This is a genomic window from Sphingobacterium thalpophilum (assembly GCF_038396785.1).
In the GTDB taxonomy this organism is placed as follows: domain Bacteria; phylum Bacteroidota; class Bacteroidia; order Sphingobacteriales; family Sphingobacteriaceae; genus Sphingobacterium; species Sphingobacterium thalpophilum_A.
On sequence record NZ_CP151087.1, the window covers coordinates 1,034,775 to 1,050,044 of the forward strand.

Here is a 15,270-nt window from a genome sequence, read left to right on the forward strand (position 1 = left end):
ATTACATTTTGAGTTCACCTGGCGAGATCCCATAATATTTTTTAAATGCACTGCTAAAATTATTCTGATGACCATAGCCCGTCAACAGGGCCACCTCATAAACCGTCATTTTATCTTCGAGTAGATAACTTTTGGCTTTTTCCATACGCACCCGTGTGAGGTAGTCGTGAATGGTCACTGAAAAATATTCCTTAAAGTCCTTACGTAGTTTACTTTCACTCGTCAGCACCTCTGCTGCCAGTTCTTTTTGCGTTGGTGGATTGGCAATACGCTGTTCAAGAATCTGTCGCGCCATCTCCAGTCGCTGCACATCCTCCTCATGAAAGAGCGAATCACTGCTTTCCGTTTTCTCATTGTATTGCTCAAACTGATACATCAGCAGCTCAACAACACGTGACTCCGTATGTAATCGACGGATCTCCCCTTTCTTTTTAGATTCAATCAGCTCAGTTATGGTATGCTGCATCTCGTAGGTTGCCATCAGATCCTCCTCCGAAAATGACACATACTCTCCCTTTTCGATCTCATGCACAAATTGCTGATGCAATAACGAATCGCGTTTGATCAGATTGAGGTAATACTCTTTGGAAATAACGGCTATAAAATATGTGTATTCAATACCAGGTTCCACTTCATGAATGGATTTGACCGAAGGAATGTAGCGTATATTATGCCGGCTCATGCCGTAAGGCAATTTGCTATCTGTCGGCTTAAAAAAGATAAACTGGCTGGTTATGGTCTCGCCCTCGATCTCCGTAAGCACCTGCACTGGCCGATCAAACTGCATTTTCGAATGCAAGATAAACAATCCTGAAGTCGATAGCTGAAAATTCTCCATATGGACAGGATCTTTGGATATGGATATCCTATTTTCGACCAAAGGTTTGTCGGGAACATAGCCATCCGGAATTTCTTCTTCAAAAAGCCAATCTGCCAACTCTACTATTTTACTTTTCACCAACATGATTACAAATCCTAAATAAGCCTGAAGCAGTTAAAATTAACGAAATAAGATGGTATTCTAAAATTATTTATAACCTTTCTAAATAACACAGTTAATCCAAGTCAATATCCATTTCCTCCAACTGAACATAGGGTTTCAATGTTCTTGGATTCATAATGACATTGGACTCGACCGAAAAGATGGTATAGATCTCCTTTTGGGCCAATACCTCCACCGGGGTACCATGAAAGAGCTTTCGGCCATTTTTGAGCATCAGAATACGATCGGCATACATGGCGGCAAAATTGACGTCGTGCACAATCAGCACCACCATAAATCCTTTTCGGGCAAGTGCCCGTGCAATGGCCAGTACTTTCTGCTGATAGTGCAGATCCAATGCTGAAATCGGTTCATCCAATAACAACAACGCATCCGGATTATCCCATACCTGCGCTAGGATCCGTGCAAGATGAACACGCTGCTGTTCACCACCAGAAAGGCTCAAAAAATCCCGTTCAGCAAAAGCAGATACCCCACAAAGTTCCATGGTTTCGGCCACGATCTTATAGTCCTGTTGCTTCGGACTATTCTTATAATGCGGATACCGTCCCATCAGCACAATCTCTTCTACACTAAAACTCAATGTCATCTGTTGCTGCTGGCTCAGTAGAGCTCTGCATTTGGCCAAAGCCGCAGGCTCGTATGCCGACAGTGCCTTGCCATTGAGATGAACAGCTCCAGAATCCGGCTTTTTTTCACCACAAAGCACTCCCATCAGCGTCGATTTACCCGCGCCATTGGCTCCTAGGATTGCCAGGATTTCCCCTTTGCGCACCTGAAAGGTAATATCCTTCAGGAGCTTTCGTCCGTTCACTTCGTAGTTGATCTTCTCTACACGTAGCATAATGCGATTATTTTTTAAGCCTCTGCCAAAAGACTATTTATCTTTGATTAAAATATACAAGAATACCGGTGTACCCAGTAAAGCCGTAATCACGCCAATGGGCAATTCGATGGGTGCCACGGCGACCCGGGCAATCACGTCTGCCAATGTCAACACCAGTGCCCCTAATAGTAATGAACCAGGAAGCACAAATCGGTGATCCGCCCCACCCATCAGGCGAACTGTATGTGGAACAATCAATCCCACAAAACCAATAATGCCCGACACCGCAACGGATGCTCCCACAGCAAGCGTGGATAAGACAACCACCCAGCGTTTGACGCGATCGGTACGCATACCCAAAAGATCTGCCTGCAACTCCCCGAGTGAAAAAGCGTTCAATGACTTTCCAAAAAAAGGCAAGATCAGCACCGGGATCAAAATAAAGGGAGCCAACGCCCTTAGGTTATCCCAAGTAGCCCCGCCAAGACTGCCCAGCATCCAAAAAGTGATGGTACGTAACTGTTGCTCCGTCGACATATAAGTCATCAAACCCGTCAGCGCACCAGCAAAGGCATTGATGGCAATACCCGCCAACAACATCGTCGTCACATTTGGACGACCATTTTTACTGGCGATACGGTAAACCAAAAAAGTGGTTAAACCAGCGCCCACAAAAGCACCAAAAGCCAATATATAATATCCAATCCAGGCCGCTAAAGAGGTGAAAAGAAAAGTCTCAAAGGCAATAATCAGTACCGCAAAAAGGGACGCTCCAGAAGAAATCCCGATCAACCCTGGCTCTGCCAATGGGTTGCGGAATATACCCTGGATCGCAGCACCCGATATACCAAGTGCTGCACCCACCAAAAGTCCGAGCAAAAGACGCGGCATACGAATCTCAAAAAGAACATCTCCTTGCATATTGTGCACAGCTTCGGCACTCCCAAAGTGCAATTTTTGCATCAACATCGTTAAGATATCAGCGGACGGAATATGGTAGGCCCCCATCCCCAAGGCAACAATACTTACAACACCCAATACCAGGCCCAAAGCCAATAGGATAAATTTCTGTTTCTTTTGCACCGGCTTTATTTTGAATCCATCACTTTTCCAAATCCACGGTGCAATTCTAAGATTGCGTCTGGCAGCCGGTTACTGAAATTTACCAGTAGTGAGGCATTCATCACCAAGATACGGCCGTTTTTACCCGCATTCGTAATACGCATGCCCGGCAATTTGAGGATAGCATCCTCACCGCCAAGACTACTCGCGCCAAAATCAAATAGCAACACAATATCTGGATTGGCCTGCACCAGCGCTTCCGTCGTATAGGGTTTGAAATCCGAAAATTCCTGGACCGCATTTTTACCACCAGCCAGATTAATCATCGCATCCAAGCTACTGCCCTTACCTGCCACACTCATGGTACCTGTACCACGGGCATATAAAAACAATACTTTGGGTGCTGCTTTACCCTGATTTTCCTTCTTTACTAATTCCATAGTATGATCCAAGCTTACTTTCGTGCGGGAAACCAGATTTTTACCGGCAGCAGATTCACCGACGGCATCTGCGACCTCCTGGATGTAACGAAGTGCACCCGGAACAGAATAGTTTGGTTTAATGGAGACAAACTTCACACCAGCCGCACGAATCTGCTGAATGACCGATTTGGATACGTCGCCTTCATTCGCAATAACAATGCTTGGTTTAAAAGATAACAGACCTTCGGCCGATACCGACCGATTCTTGCTTACCCTCGGCAAGGCTGCAGCCGCTTTGGGCGATATACTTGTCACATCGGTAGCGACCATGCGCTCGCCCACTCCCAGTCCGTATATCGTTTCGGTCAACGAACTGTTTAACGTAATGATTCTCTGCTGTGCCGTCGCCCATCCACCGATTTGCATCACAAAACACAGTATAACAACATAAAATCTACTCATCGTAATTCTTTATCTCCATGATGGCGATAGCGGATTTCCAGGAATGGTTTTCGCATCTCGCCGTTCAACTTGAGTACAAAAAAAATCAATAATCAGTCTAAATACAAATTATATCGAATCTTTTAGAATAGCACACCACAACGTAAAAAAGACTATAAAACACTACTAAACAACAATATACATCTTAAAATAAACTACTTTTCAGTCCACAAAAAACGGATTAAATAGAATTTATGACATTTTGCATAGAGAAAAATTCACACGGATTACCGTTTTTTGTAACATTATTTAGAATTAGTAAAAATAAAAATAGTGTTTAGAAGCATCTCATCTATTCTAACAAGCACCCTGATCGCCTTATGTGCCTGCCAGGTTTATACCCTGCAAGCACAGGAAAAATGGAAAATCTCCGGTGTATTGAAAAACGAATCCAATAAAGGCGTAGCCAATGCGACCGTATATCTTTATCCGGACAAATATGCTTTTAAAACAGATACCGCAGGGAGATTTCAATTCACCCAGCTCTATGCGGGGCGCTACGAATTACAGGTACAGGCCATGGGTTATCAGCAGTACCGCCAAGTTATCGATTTGGAAGACAAAAATCAGCAGCTCAACATTGTGTTAAAAGCTGAAGAAAGGCAGATGGATGTAGTTGATGTGCAGGGTAAAGTGCAGGCTGTAGACAATCTCGTTAAGGCCGAAAATGCAGCTATGCCCGTAAAAGTCATCACCAAACGTGAAATTGAGCTTATGGGCAGCCGCCGTCTGGATGAAGTTTTAAAAGAACAGACGGGTATCGCCATCGTCAACGATATTGCCGGAGGCTCCAGAGCCGTCGGTGTACAGATCCAGGGATTCAGCAGCAACTACGTGATGGTCCTTGTAGACGGGCAACCTATGCTGGGACGCAACAGTGGCAACTTTGACCTATCCCGTATCTCGGTGACCAACATCGAACGTATCGAAATTATCAAAGGCGCATCCTCCTGCTTATACGGCAGTGACGCATTGGGTGGTGCGATCAATATCATTACTCGCCATGGTGCAATCACACCACAGGCACAGGCATCGCTTCTTTATGGCAGTCTCAATACCGTTGATGCAACGCTGGAAGCAGAAACACCTTTTGCTAATCAACGCGGGAGTGCCGTGTTTTCGGGCAATTACTACCGCACGGATGGTTTTAATACCGACAAGCACTATCTGGACTCCAAGAGCACCACATTTCCACCCTATACCAACTATAGTTTCCAGGGGCGAGTGCGTTATCGTACAAGCAAAAATGGCACTTTGGGCGTTACAGGGCGTTATGCAGCCCGAGAATCTGAAATGATCAATGCATGGTCCGAATCGGCCGCACTACAGGATAAACAAAAAGATCAGGACATCAACATTTCGGCGAGTTACGACCATAATTTCGAGTCGGGACTGCGCAGTATGACGCGTTACTATTTCTCGCGTTTCCACTCCCAGATTGCCGCACAATGGTTGCAACAAGGTATTGTTGCCAGTGCCGAGCAATTCGGTCAGAATGTACACCGCATTGAACAGCAATTTGCGTATAGCCCCGCACAACAGGTCAAACTTACCGGTGGTATAGGCGGCAGTCTTGAACTGATGGACAACCAGGATCTGGATGCCAAACGCTCATTGAACAGCGCATTCGCCTATTTGCAGACCGAATGGAAACCTGTAGACCGCTTATTGACGACGCTGGGTCTACGCTACGATCAGACCAATGTCTACAACGGCCATCTGAGTCCAAGTTTAGGCCTGCAGTATCATCTCAGCCCTAAGCTTTTGATCAAAGGTGGTATCGGAGCAGGATTTAAGGCACCCGACTATAAGATGCGCTATCAGGTCTTTTTCAATCCAGCAGCCAACTATTTGGTCGTGGGCTCAGAGCGCGTAGCCGATGTGATTGCAGCCATGGATCAAGCCGGAGAACTGAGTTATAAAAACAGCTATATGCTCAATTTGGTGGCGGGTAACCTCAAAGCCGAAACCAGCATTTCAAACAATATTGGACTTACCTGGAGTCCGTCCAATAGATTTCAGGCCGATTTCTCGGTCTTCTACCATCGGATCAACAATCAGATCAACACAGTCAGTGTGGGTAACGGGACCAAAGTAGCACAGATCTATAGCTACCGGAACCTGCCCAAAGCCATGAATAAAGGTTTTGAAGTTTCATTGACCTATCAGGCGACCAAAGATCTGCAATTGTCGATGGGCTATCAATACCTGATTGCCAAAGACCTGAGTGTTTTGGATAGTATTGCCAAGGGAAGTTATCCCTATAACCAGATCAACGATCCCGCTACAGGCGAATATCGCCAGAGCAAAAAATCGGATTATTGGGGTATTGAAGACCGTTCGAGACACATGTTCAACGCAAAAGCCCAATACGAATATAAACCCTGGGGCGTCAATGTCAATGCGCGTGTCAATTTCAGAAGTGCCACACCTTTTCAGGAATACAATGGCAACCAGTTTATCGACAAATATGACATCTTTATCCCCTATCATACACTGGTGAATATGACGGTAGAAAAGAGTCTGATGAACCGCAGATTGACACTGCGTCTGATCGGTGACAATCTATTCAATTTTACAAGCCGTTATTTACTTGGGCAACCTGGACGCGTTATTATGGGCGGCGTGAGCTACCGTTGGATAAAAGAATAATAAGGACTAATGAACAAGAATTTAGCACACAAAGTACAAGATAAAAGATGAGAACGATTCGCATGATTATTGGAGAATGTAGCATCTGGCTTTCCTTTCACAAGATTGGCCGTTGTATTTTTTCAGCACTATTGCTATTGACAGTGGTATCCTGTGGGAAAGACAAAGACTATACGATCGGATTAGAAGATGGCAAAAGTACCTTGATCAAAGATCTTGCTGGCGATACCGATGCAGCCATGGGTGAAGGTACTGAAGGAAAAGAGCAAAGACCATTTTTTATATTTCTTTTTCGTTTTAAAGACCAAAAGCAAATATGGGTTAAAACCAAAGCCGATTCTGCGCAGTGGCTTAAAACAAAAGATTGGGATATTGCCTTTACAGGTCCTTACAATTCGGAGATCTATGTGAATAATTCCCAGCATGAATACAATCCGGGATATGGCGGCCAGGCAAATAATACCGCTGTGGTTTTACTGCGACAAGCCTATCAGAGTGTCACTGTAGCCCCTTCGGATGAAGAGTTTAATAAAAGTGAAGTAAACAAAATTGGCTGGGCAGCAACAGATGGTTCGGATGGCTGGTTTCGTTATAGTTTGAGCACCCATATTATGCAGGCGCTCCCCAATCGTACCTATGCGATTCGCTTACCTAATGGCAAATATGCCAAATTACAGCTGATCAATGCCTATAAGGGAAACCCAGCAGCGGTAACCAACCTCAATTGGCCTGCCCCATACTATACATTTAGATATTATGTACAGCAGGATGGCAGCAAAGATTTAAATACAAACACATTATAATAAGGAAAAATTACACAATTAAATTAAAGATGAATAGATTATTTACAACAGCAGCACTACTATGTGCATTGAGTTTAGGTTTTACTTCTTGTAGCAAGGACGAGGCAGTGGTAGAGGAGCCAACGGAGCAACCAGAAGAAAAGCCTGAGGACCCAAAACTTAGTGATGAGACAGCTGTTTCATCAACTGCAACAATCGCAGTTCCTTCTGGCGTAAAGACTTTTTATGATTTTAAAACAAATACTGTTCAGGAAGAAACTAAGAGTATGATCAATCTTTCGGGGATGTATGGTTCAACTTTACAAAACACTTCATCAGATAATTATAAAATGGGCTATTTTGATCAGGCAAACACGAGTATTGAAAAGCTGACACTAACATCGGTATTAGCAGCCAACATCACTTTGACTGACAAACTCGGCATTGATGCGTCAAGTGCCGGAGCACCAGTGACAGGCCCAACATGGATTATCTATGATTTTGCAAACAATCATGCTGTCTACCCTACTGCCAATCGGTACATCGTAATGTACAAAGGTGAGAAATTGAATAACGAAGCAGATGAGCTTTATGTAATTCAAGCAGGCGGCATTACTGCAGCTAATGGAAATGCAACCTATAACATCAATTTTAAAAAGTTTGTTAAACAGTAGTAAACTGAAATATAAGTTTGAGAAGGTCTATTGAGAAGGCCTAAAGAAACATACTAGCAAATCAGCTGGTTAAAATTCCAGCTGCTTTTGTTAACCAAAAATCAAAAACCGAAAAAAATATATTAAATACCAATTTTCATACACACTTTATCAGCAAAAGATTTTATCTTTACTATTATTTAGAATCAATTTAAATAAAAATAACATACTAACAACCCTACTACATGTATAGAAAAGGGACAAAGTATCGACTAACACAAAAAACTAGTAACAATGAAAATAAAGAAACGCAGCAACCTATTAAAATTCATACCGGTATTGGCATTTTTAATTGTGTTGGGGGCCTGTAGCAAAAGCGAGCCCACAGTAGTAGAGCCTGAACCAGATCCTGTTGCACCAGAAGCTATGTTTAACCGCTTGATTACGGTTAAGAACTTTGGCGAAGACTTACCTGCTGGGAGTGCACCAACCACGGCGCAATCACCAATATATTACAGCCTGGAACAGAACAAAGCTGTGACACCGGATTATAAACTAACCGCACGATGGGACATCTCTTGCTCAGAAATATACCGCAGTTTTATCAATTGCAACAATACAGCAAATGGATTTGGTAAAGGTGGCCCAGGGAAAGGCGGTATACTCATTGTGAAGAAAAAATTTGAAGATGTAATCGATATCCCTTCAGACGCCGAGTTTCGCAAAGGTGAAAAAGCATATGGTACAGATGATTCAGGAGCATTTGGTGAAGGTCTAGGTTGGTATTTATATGATTTTGATGGCGTAATCAAAGGTGGTGGAGCCGAAAACAAAAAACACGTTTGCTATCCTATCGAAAACAATACATTGATCGTCCGTACAGCCCAGGGGAATTATGCCAAGATCAAGATACAAAGTATCTATAAAGACCTCTTGGATCCAAAAGATTGGTTTAAAGATTCACCAACACCCTACTTTTCTTTCCAATATGTACTTGCCAAAGCTGGCAGTACCAAATTTACAATCACTAACTAAAAAAATAAGCATAGCTTACTTATTAGACACTAAACTAACATGAAAAGAATATACAGCATTTTAAGCTTCCTTTTTGTAGGATTGCTGCTAACCCGCTGCACCAAAACGGAAGAACTAGCCTTACTTCCAGCAGATAAAATACTGGAATACAAAGTCACCAATCTTCCAAATGACGAAGTTATTTATGGAGCCATCGACAATGAGGCCAATACCATTACGGTTTATGTCCCCTACTACTACGGTCTATTGGTGATAGATCCGAACATTAAACTCTCCAATGGAGCCAGTATAGCCGAAGAAATTTTGCCTGTTAAAACAGATGAAAAGAACCAGACGTATACTGTAAAGTCCGCTACAGGTACCACAAGAACCTATAGCTTAAAGATTGAATTACAAAGTACACCATCTTTTGAAGCGACTTTTGCATCGACATCTTCTATTTCGCTTACAAAAGGCCCTGGAGGTGCTTTTCCAGCCATTAATGGAACCTTTATGCATACCAATCCTTCATTGGTGAGTATTGCATTGATTAATCAAGAAACCAAGGAGCGATTTAAGATGGCTACGCCCAATAGCTTGAAAGTTTCGGTGATTGGATACCAATTAAGCTATACGGGTACCGAACGGGAAAACCGCATTCCATCCGATATTAAAGCAGGCACTTATGATGTAGAGGTGACCAACATCAACCATACCATTACATTAGCCAATCCGCTCAAAATTACATATCGTCAACCGGATGTAATTGTTAGCTTATCGGGTCTAAATTTGGCAAAAAATAAAGACTGGACCATTAAAGCCAACTTAGATAAAGTGATTTTAGATCCGACAGCTGTTATTATGACACTCAATGGAAAGGATTATCCATTGACCATTAAATCTTATAACCGTACCGAAATGACGGTTTCCTTACCAACAAATCTTCCAATCGGAACCTTTGATAACTTACAGATCAAATTCCAATTTAAAGACTGGGCCGATGTTGTAAAGACACAGTTGTCTCCAAGTACAATAACGGAATCATAAACAAGCATCCACAGTATGCCATGGTGGCATCAAAATTAAATAAATTAAAACAAGAGGAGATCTCAACATGAACTCAAACATCAAAACTATCTTAAAATCAGCGATGGCCGTGACTGTGCTATCGGCAGCAGTATGGGCAGCAGCCCCAACGACAGAATCAGCAACAGCTCCTTTAGCGCTGAACCAAGCTAAGGCAAATAGTAACTACACTGTTGTAGGTCAATGGTGGAGCCCAGCAGCTGCAGCAACTTGGCCTGCAGTATATGTCGACCTTGCTACAGGTGCACAAAGCTTAAGTAGCTCTGGCCAAGTTGCATTCTTTAGCCATGTAAATGGTTCGATCAAGGCTAATGGATCTTATTCGATCAGAACGGTAGCAAAAGACATCGCTTCCGTTACAGCATCAGATTGGGCAACAGCGACTCCAGTATCATCACAGGGTAGTGGCGAATGGTATGAATATGATTTAGATAGCCATGCAAACCAAGCAATCCAACCTTTGACAGTGTTGGTCGGAAATTCTTCCGGAGCTTCGTATGCTGTTAAGTTAATTAATTTTACAAATGTTGGCCAACAAGTAGTGGCAGGTCAATTACAAGTAAAAGCAGATACCAATATCGAAGTTAAGGCATTATAGTCCTTCCTATTTAATGAATGAAAGATTCCGCAACCTGGTGGATGGGTTGCGGATCTTTATAACCTAATCATCATCCGCATAACGATTTTTTAACCAAAAAAAATTATGCAACACTCATTTTTGAAAAAACAAATACATATCATTCAATTCCTAGCTATTTTTATGCTAGCATTAACATGCTGGTCCTGTAAAACCGAATACCCCAGCCTACCCTACAACGACATCGAATCCTTTAGCATTCAGGATGCTGATGGCAAAACCTTGTCAGCCAGTATTGTGAATGACCAGATTATCTTATATTGGCCACCCTTGGTGGAGCAGCCCGAAAGCATTACGCCCACTATTAAAATTTCGGAATTAGCGACAATTACTCCTGCATCTGGGACAGCAATACAGTTACAATTCGACAAACCAATTACCTATACTGTGCGGGCACAAGATGGTTCCAGCAAAAATTATACATTGGTATTCCAGTACAACCAGCCGCTGGTACAGGCAGAAATGAATCTGCTTGAAGGCAAATATTACCTTAGTTACCCAAAAAACGAGGATTTGGTAGTACGAGGAGAAAATATTTTGCCAGACGAGGCGCAAACCAAGGGCTATCTGGTCGATAAGGATGGAAAAGAGACCTTACTTTCTTTTTCTCAACCTCCAACATCTTTTATTGCACAATTTAATACTCCAGAAGATCTCAAACCAGGCAAATACCACATCAAACTGATCTCCGGACGTTACACGAAACTCACCGATGTTTTTGAGGTATTCTTACCAACATTATACAATGTCATAAAATGGCAGGATTATACTGGCAAAAAGGGCGGCGACCTGGTGCTGAACATAAACAGTAAAGAGACTTATGAACTTTATTTCAAGGCAGATTTTGACCATTTTATAGCGATTGATAACCTCAATAACGAATATACTATCAACAATGTAATCTTTGATGCTGCAACGATGACGATAAAGCTATCCATTCCCGTATCTGTACAGGGAAACGCAATTAAATCCTTGAAGATGATGGATAAAAACGGGAACTTATTATCAGAAGGTAATTTTAACATCTCTTTAAATTAATTAACACCTTGCCTAAGATATTTTTGACCGCATATTTTCGCTATCGTACAAAACCTTTAATCACAGCATGTTTCGCGGCACTAGCAGTATGCAGTTGCAGCAAGAGCGCTTCTGTCCCAGGAGAGCCTACAGCTCCTACTTTGCCTGAAGAAACCTTACGCCAACAATATAGTAAATCGGTAACGCAATGGCCAGCTGCCGCTTGGTACAACAATATTAAGGTACGTGAACTGGCCGCTTTACCCGAAAACCCATCGAAAGATAAGGCCGAGCTAATAGCACTTGGCAAAGCCTTATTTTTCGACCCCCGCACCGGTAATGGCATGAAAACTTGCGCTTCATGTCATAATCCGGACACCTACTGGATCGACCAAAAAACAACGGCAGATGGTATCGCACTGCATCACCGCAATACACCTTCCATGGAAAATGTCTGGTACCTGGAAGGCAAACTCTTCCACGATGGCCGCGCAATGACTTATCGAGAGCAGATTGCTGAAGCCATCAACTCCCCCATCGAAATGGGCGGAAATACGACTGCTTTACCCGCTAAGCTGCAAGCTATACCAGGCTACCTTCGTTTATATGAGGCGGCTTACTCGAGCCAGACGATGAGCGTCGAAGGATTGCTAGATGCCATAGCAGCGTATTCAAGATCAATTAGCAGTGGTGAAATAGCCTTTGACCGTTTTATCAAAGGAGATTACCAGGCATTAAACGACGCACAGCTTGAAGGCCTCCATCTGTTTCGGACCAAAGGGAAATGCATCAACTGCCATAATGGTGCCTTCTTTACCGATCTCGATTTTCATAACCTGGGCTATGCTGTTACCAGCAAAGGTGCCTTGGACAATGGTCGCTTTGAGGCAACAGGACTGGAAACAGACAAAGGTAAATTTCGCACGCCGGGTCTGCGCAATGTGATCCATACTGCACCCTACCTGCACAATGGTAGTATTTCGAGCTTAGGTGAACTGATCAACCTGCTGAGTCAGGGCATGCCCCAAAAGACAGGACAACAGATCAATGGGACCTTATCGCCGCATATTCAAAATGTCCGATTAAGCAGTAAAGAACAGGAAAATATCTTGGCTTTTTTGGAGAGTTTATCCAGTGTGCCAAGCAAAACAGAACGACCTGTATTGCCCTAAAATAAAAAATCCCAAAGGGGATACCTTTGGGACATTTTGAGTACTCCACAGTAGCGGAGGCATCAAAAATTAAATAAATTGGCACAAAATTAGGCTTTTATATTAAATAAAAAAGTAAAAAAGTATTAAATTTCAGATAATTATCCATTTTGTAGCGAATCAACTACAAGAATAAGGAACAAAATGCGCATTATATAATGAGTCGAATCCGCCAAATAGTTGGTCTATTAGTTACAATAACTGCTATAATAGCTTGTCAGAACGGCAGTAAAACAACAACTCTGCCCGATGAATTTATTAGTCCAAAAACAGGAACAAAAAAAGAAATGACTCTCGACTCAATCTACCTGTATGCCAAACAGCTATATCGCTGGCAGGAATCTCTCCCTTCATATACTACTTTTGATCCGCGGACGAAATATGCACAGATAGACCCCGAACAAACGGCTTATGAGCGGGCACTTTTTGCCCTCAGCCAATACGCTTTGAACAAGAAAGATAGACCTTACGAATTGTCGACCATCCCCAATAAACCCAAATATTCATATTTGGAGCGTCGTCGTAACGACAAGAAAAGTAGTGGTCACATGGCCAGCATAGAAACACCCTACAGGTACGCTACACACCTGTCCTACTGGTCTGTGGGAAACAAACGGATTGCTTATGTTTACATTCCCTCCTTTCCCCAGCTCCAGACAGTGAAGGCCGAATTGGATCAACTTGCAGCCGAACTGGCTCAAAAGCAAGTTACACATCTCATCCTCGATCTACGTCATAACGGTGGCGGTTATGTGGAGACCGCAGAATATTTAGCCAACCTCATTAGTCCAGCCAAACTGGATAAAAAAGTTATGTTCAGCGAGCAATTTCATCCGAATGTACAGCAAGGCAAAGCAAAACTACTCCTTAAACAACCCTATCTGGATGCCAATGGCAAAGTGGTCCAATACAAAGGACACCCTGCCACCCTCGCCGATGTGGATTATAGTGAAAAAGCCAATACGCATTACTTTATCAAAAAGGGACATTTCAATTCACTACAGCAGCTGTCATGCATTGTATCAGAACGCACGGCTTCGGCAAGTGAATTACTGATCAGCAGCTTCAAACCTTATATTCCGATACGCCTCATCGGTCAGCGGACATTTGGCAAACCCGTAGGTTTTTTTTCAGTCCACATTGGAGATTTCGATGTATACCTGGCCTCATTTCTCATACGGAATGCCAATGGCTGGTGTGATTATTTTGGTGGCATACCCGTCGACCTGGCCTTGGCTCCGGTAGAAACCTCCCGCCATCCCGGGGATCCAAAAGAAGCCTGGCTTGCAGCAGCGCTAAAAGACATTACAAAAGACGAAAATCTCACAGCAATTTCGTCGGTTACTTATTTTTCGATGCCAGCAGACGAAAATTTGCTACTTAAAACAAATTTTAGGTTAAAGTAAGAAATTTATTGCAACTGGATTTTGTCATAATTATGTTTAAATTAAAACCATTTTTCATAGATGATAAAGCAGAAAACAGCATAAATTTGTGGAAATAAATACGAATCTTTGTATAGAATCGTTATAAATAAAAATAAGAACATGTTAAGTCAACATATCAAAGAGCAAACGCACGCAGCTCACCAAAACGTAGAAGGAACGATCGTGCGCCAATTGAAAAATATTCGTTCAGAAGCAGATTACGCAGAAGTATTGAAAGGCTTTTATGCTTATTTCCGCGCCGTAGAAGATAGTATCGCTCCTTTTGTTACCGCAGAAGTATTGCCAGATTTGGCCGAACGCCGCAACTCATCTTACATCAAAAGCGATATCGAAGCTTTAGGTGGAAACGTAGATAACCTGCCAGAAGCAAATGCTCCAGCTGTAGCAAATGTACAGGAAGCACTTGCATCATTATATGTCCTAGAAGGTTCAATCATGGGTGGTCCGTATATCGTGCAGATGCTCAACAAATATGGCGTTACCAAAGGAACTTCTTTTTTTGAAGGTTATGGCGAAAATAGCCGTGACATGTGGGCTGGATTTACAGCGGTATTGAACAAATATTCCGAAGATCCGGCAACTTATGATCGCGCAGTAGAGATTGCTAACCAAACTTTTTATAACTTTGGCGAAGTATTCACTCCTATTGCCAGTGCAAACTAAAATTGGAGTGTTCGTGTTTAATCCCATAAATGGAGCAAAAAGACAACAAATCTAAATGGCTTAAGCGTGCCGGAATTGGAGCATTTCTCTTCTTTCTGGCCAAAGGACTCGTATGGCTCGCTGTATTCTTTTTCGCAGCGAAGTCCTGCAGCATATCTATTTAACACAACGTATGAAGCATTCATCTGACGCGCAAAAAATGCGTCAGATGAATGCTTCTATCCAATCAGACTTTTTTCAATCCAATCCGCTTTTTTAGCCCAGACTAGTCTGTTTTTTTACCTTGAGCGCCA

Annotated in this window: 15 protein-coding genes; 11 read left to right on the top strand and 4 right to left on the bottom strand. The window is 42.7% G+C overall.

The features are described from left to right. Position 1 precedes the first annotated feature (1 nt). From AACH28_RS04850 to AACH28_RS04865, 4 genes are all read right to left on the bottom strand, one after another. On the bottom strand, positions 2 to 964 hold the full coding sequence (locus tag AACH28_RS04850; protein WP_075992433.1) for an AraC family transcriptional regulator: 963 nt from the start codon (positions 962 to 964) through the stop codon (positions 2 to 4). Between the two features lie 91 nt (positions 965 to 1,055). Continuing rightward, entirely contained in the window at positions 1,056 to 1,847 is a 792-nt protein-coding gene (locus AACH28_RS04855; protein WP_088161410.1) for a heme ABC transporter ATP-binding protein, read from the bottom strand. Between the two features lie 33 nt (positions 1,848 to 1,880). Next, positions 1,881 to 2,912 carry an iron ABC transporter permease gene (locus AACH28_RS04860; protein WP_341832358.1) on the bottom strand — a complete coding sequence of 344 codons (1,032 nt, stop codon included), beginning with the start codon at positions 2,910 to 2,912 and terminating at the stop codon, positions 1,881 to 1,883. A gap of 5 nt (positions 2,913 to 2,917) precedes the next feature. Further along, a complete protein-coding gene (locus tag AACH28_RS04865) occupies positions 2,918 to 3,775 on the bottom strand; it encodes a hemin ABC transporter substrate-binding protein (protein ID WP_075992430.1) in 858 nt (285 codons plus the stop codon). Positions 3,776 to 4,087: 312 nt separating this feature from the next. On the opposite strand from AACH28_RS04865, the gene AACH28_RS04870 reads away from it, so the two are divergent. The 11 genes from AACH28_RS04870 to AACH28_RS04920 all read left to right on the top strand — a co-directional run bounded on the left by AACH28_RS04870 (position 4,088) and on the right by AACH28_RS04920 (position 15,141). Further along, positions 4,088 to 6,466: a TonB-dependent receptor gene (locus AACH28_RS04870; protein WP_341832359.1), complete on the top strand. Its 2,379-nt coding sequence runs from the start codon at positions 4,088 to 4,090 to the stop codon at positions 6,464 to 6,466. Positions 6,467 to 6,513: 47 nt separating this feature from the next. Continuing rightward, entirely contained in the window at positions 6,514 to 7,269 is a 756-nt protein-coding gene (locus AACH28_RS04875) for an HmuY family protein (RefSeq protein ID WP_341832360.1), read from the top strand. 29 nt (positions 7,270 to 7,298) lie between these two features. Continuing rightward, on the top strand, positions 7,299 to 7,922 hold the full coding sequence (locus AACH28_RS04880) for a hypothetical protein (RefSeq protein ID WP_075992429.1): 624 nt from the start codon (positions 7,299 to 7,301) through the stop codon (positions 7,920 to 7,922). 273 nt (positions 7,923 to 8,195) lie between these two features. Continuing rightward, on the top strand, positions 8,196 to 8,936 hold the full coding sequence (locus AACH28_RS04885; protein WP_088161409.1) for an HmuY family protein: 741 nt from the start codon (positions 8,196 to 8,198) through the stop codon (positions 8,934 to 8,936). Positions 8,937 to 8,975: 39 nt separating this feature from the next. Then, positions 8,976 to 9,962: a hypothetical protein gene (locus AACH28_RS04890; RefSeq protein ID WP_075992427.1), complete on the top strand. Its 987-nt coding sequence runs from the start codon at positions 8,976 to 8,978 to the stop codon at positions 9,960 to 9,962. A gap of 67 nt (positions 9,963 to 10,029) precedes the next feature. Further along, on the top strand, positions 10,030 to 10,599 hold the full coding sequence (locus AACH28_RS04895) for a hypothetical protein (RefSeq protein WP_075992426.1): 570 nt from the start codon (positions 10,030 to 10,032) through the stop codon (positions 10,597 to 10,599). A gap of 162 nt (positions 10,600 to 10,761) precedes the next feature. Then, a complete protein-coding gene (locus AACH28_RS04900; protein ID WP_341832361.1) occupies positions 10,762 to 11,676 on the top strand; it encodes a hypothetical protein in 915 nt (304 codons plus the stop codon). Positions 11,677 to 11,684: 8 nt separating this feature from the next. Further along, positions 11,685 to 12,827, top strand: a complete 1,143-nt coding sequence (locus tag AACH28_RS04905) for a cytochrome c peroxidase (protein WP_341832362.1) — start codon at positions 11,685 to 11,687, stop codon at positions 12,825 to 12,827. A 326-nt stretch (positions 12,828 to 13,153) separates the two neighbouring features. Continuing rightward, positions 13,154 to 14,272 carry a S41 family peptidase gene (locus AACH28_RS04910; RefSeq protein WP_341832363.1) on the top strand — a complete coding sequence of 373 codons (1,119 nt, stop codon included), beginning with the start codon at positions 13,154 to 13,156 and terminating at the stop codon, positions 14,270 to 14,272. Positions 14,273 to 14,413: 141 nt separating this feature from the next. Beyond that, a complete protein-coding gene (locus tag AACH28_RS04915) occupies positions 14,414 to 14,977 on the top strand; it encodes a biliverdin-producing heme oxygenase (protein WP_088161405.1) in 564 nt (187 codons plus the stop codon). 29 nt (positions 14,978 to 15,006) lie between these two features. Beyond that, positions 15,007 to 15,141, top strand: coding sequence for a hypothetical protein (locus tag AACH28_RS04920; RefSeq protein ID WP_257786987.1), 135 nt, complete (start codon positions 15,007 to 15,009; stop codon positions 15,139 to 15,141). The last annotated feature ends 129 nt before the right edge of the window (positions 15,142 to 15,270 follow it).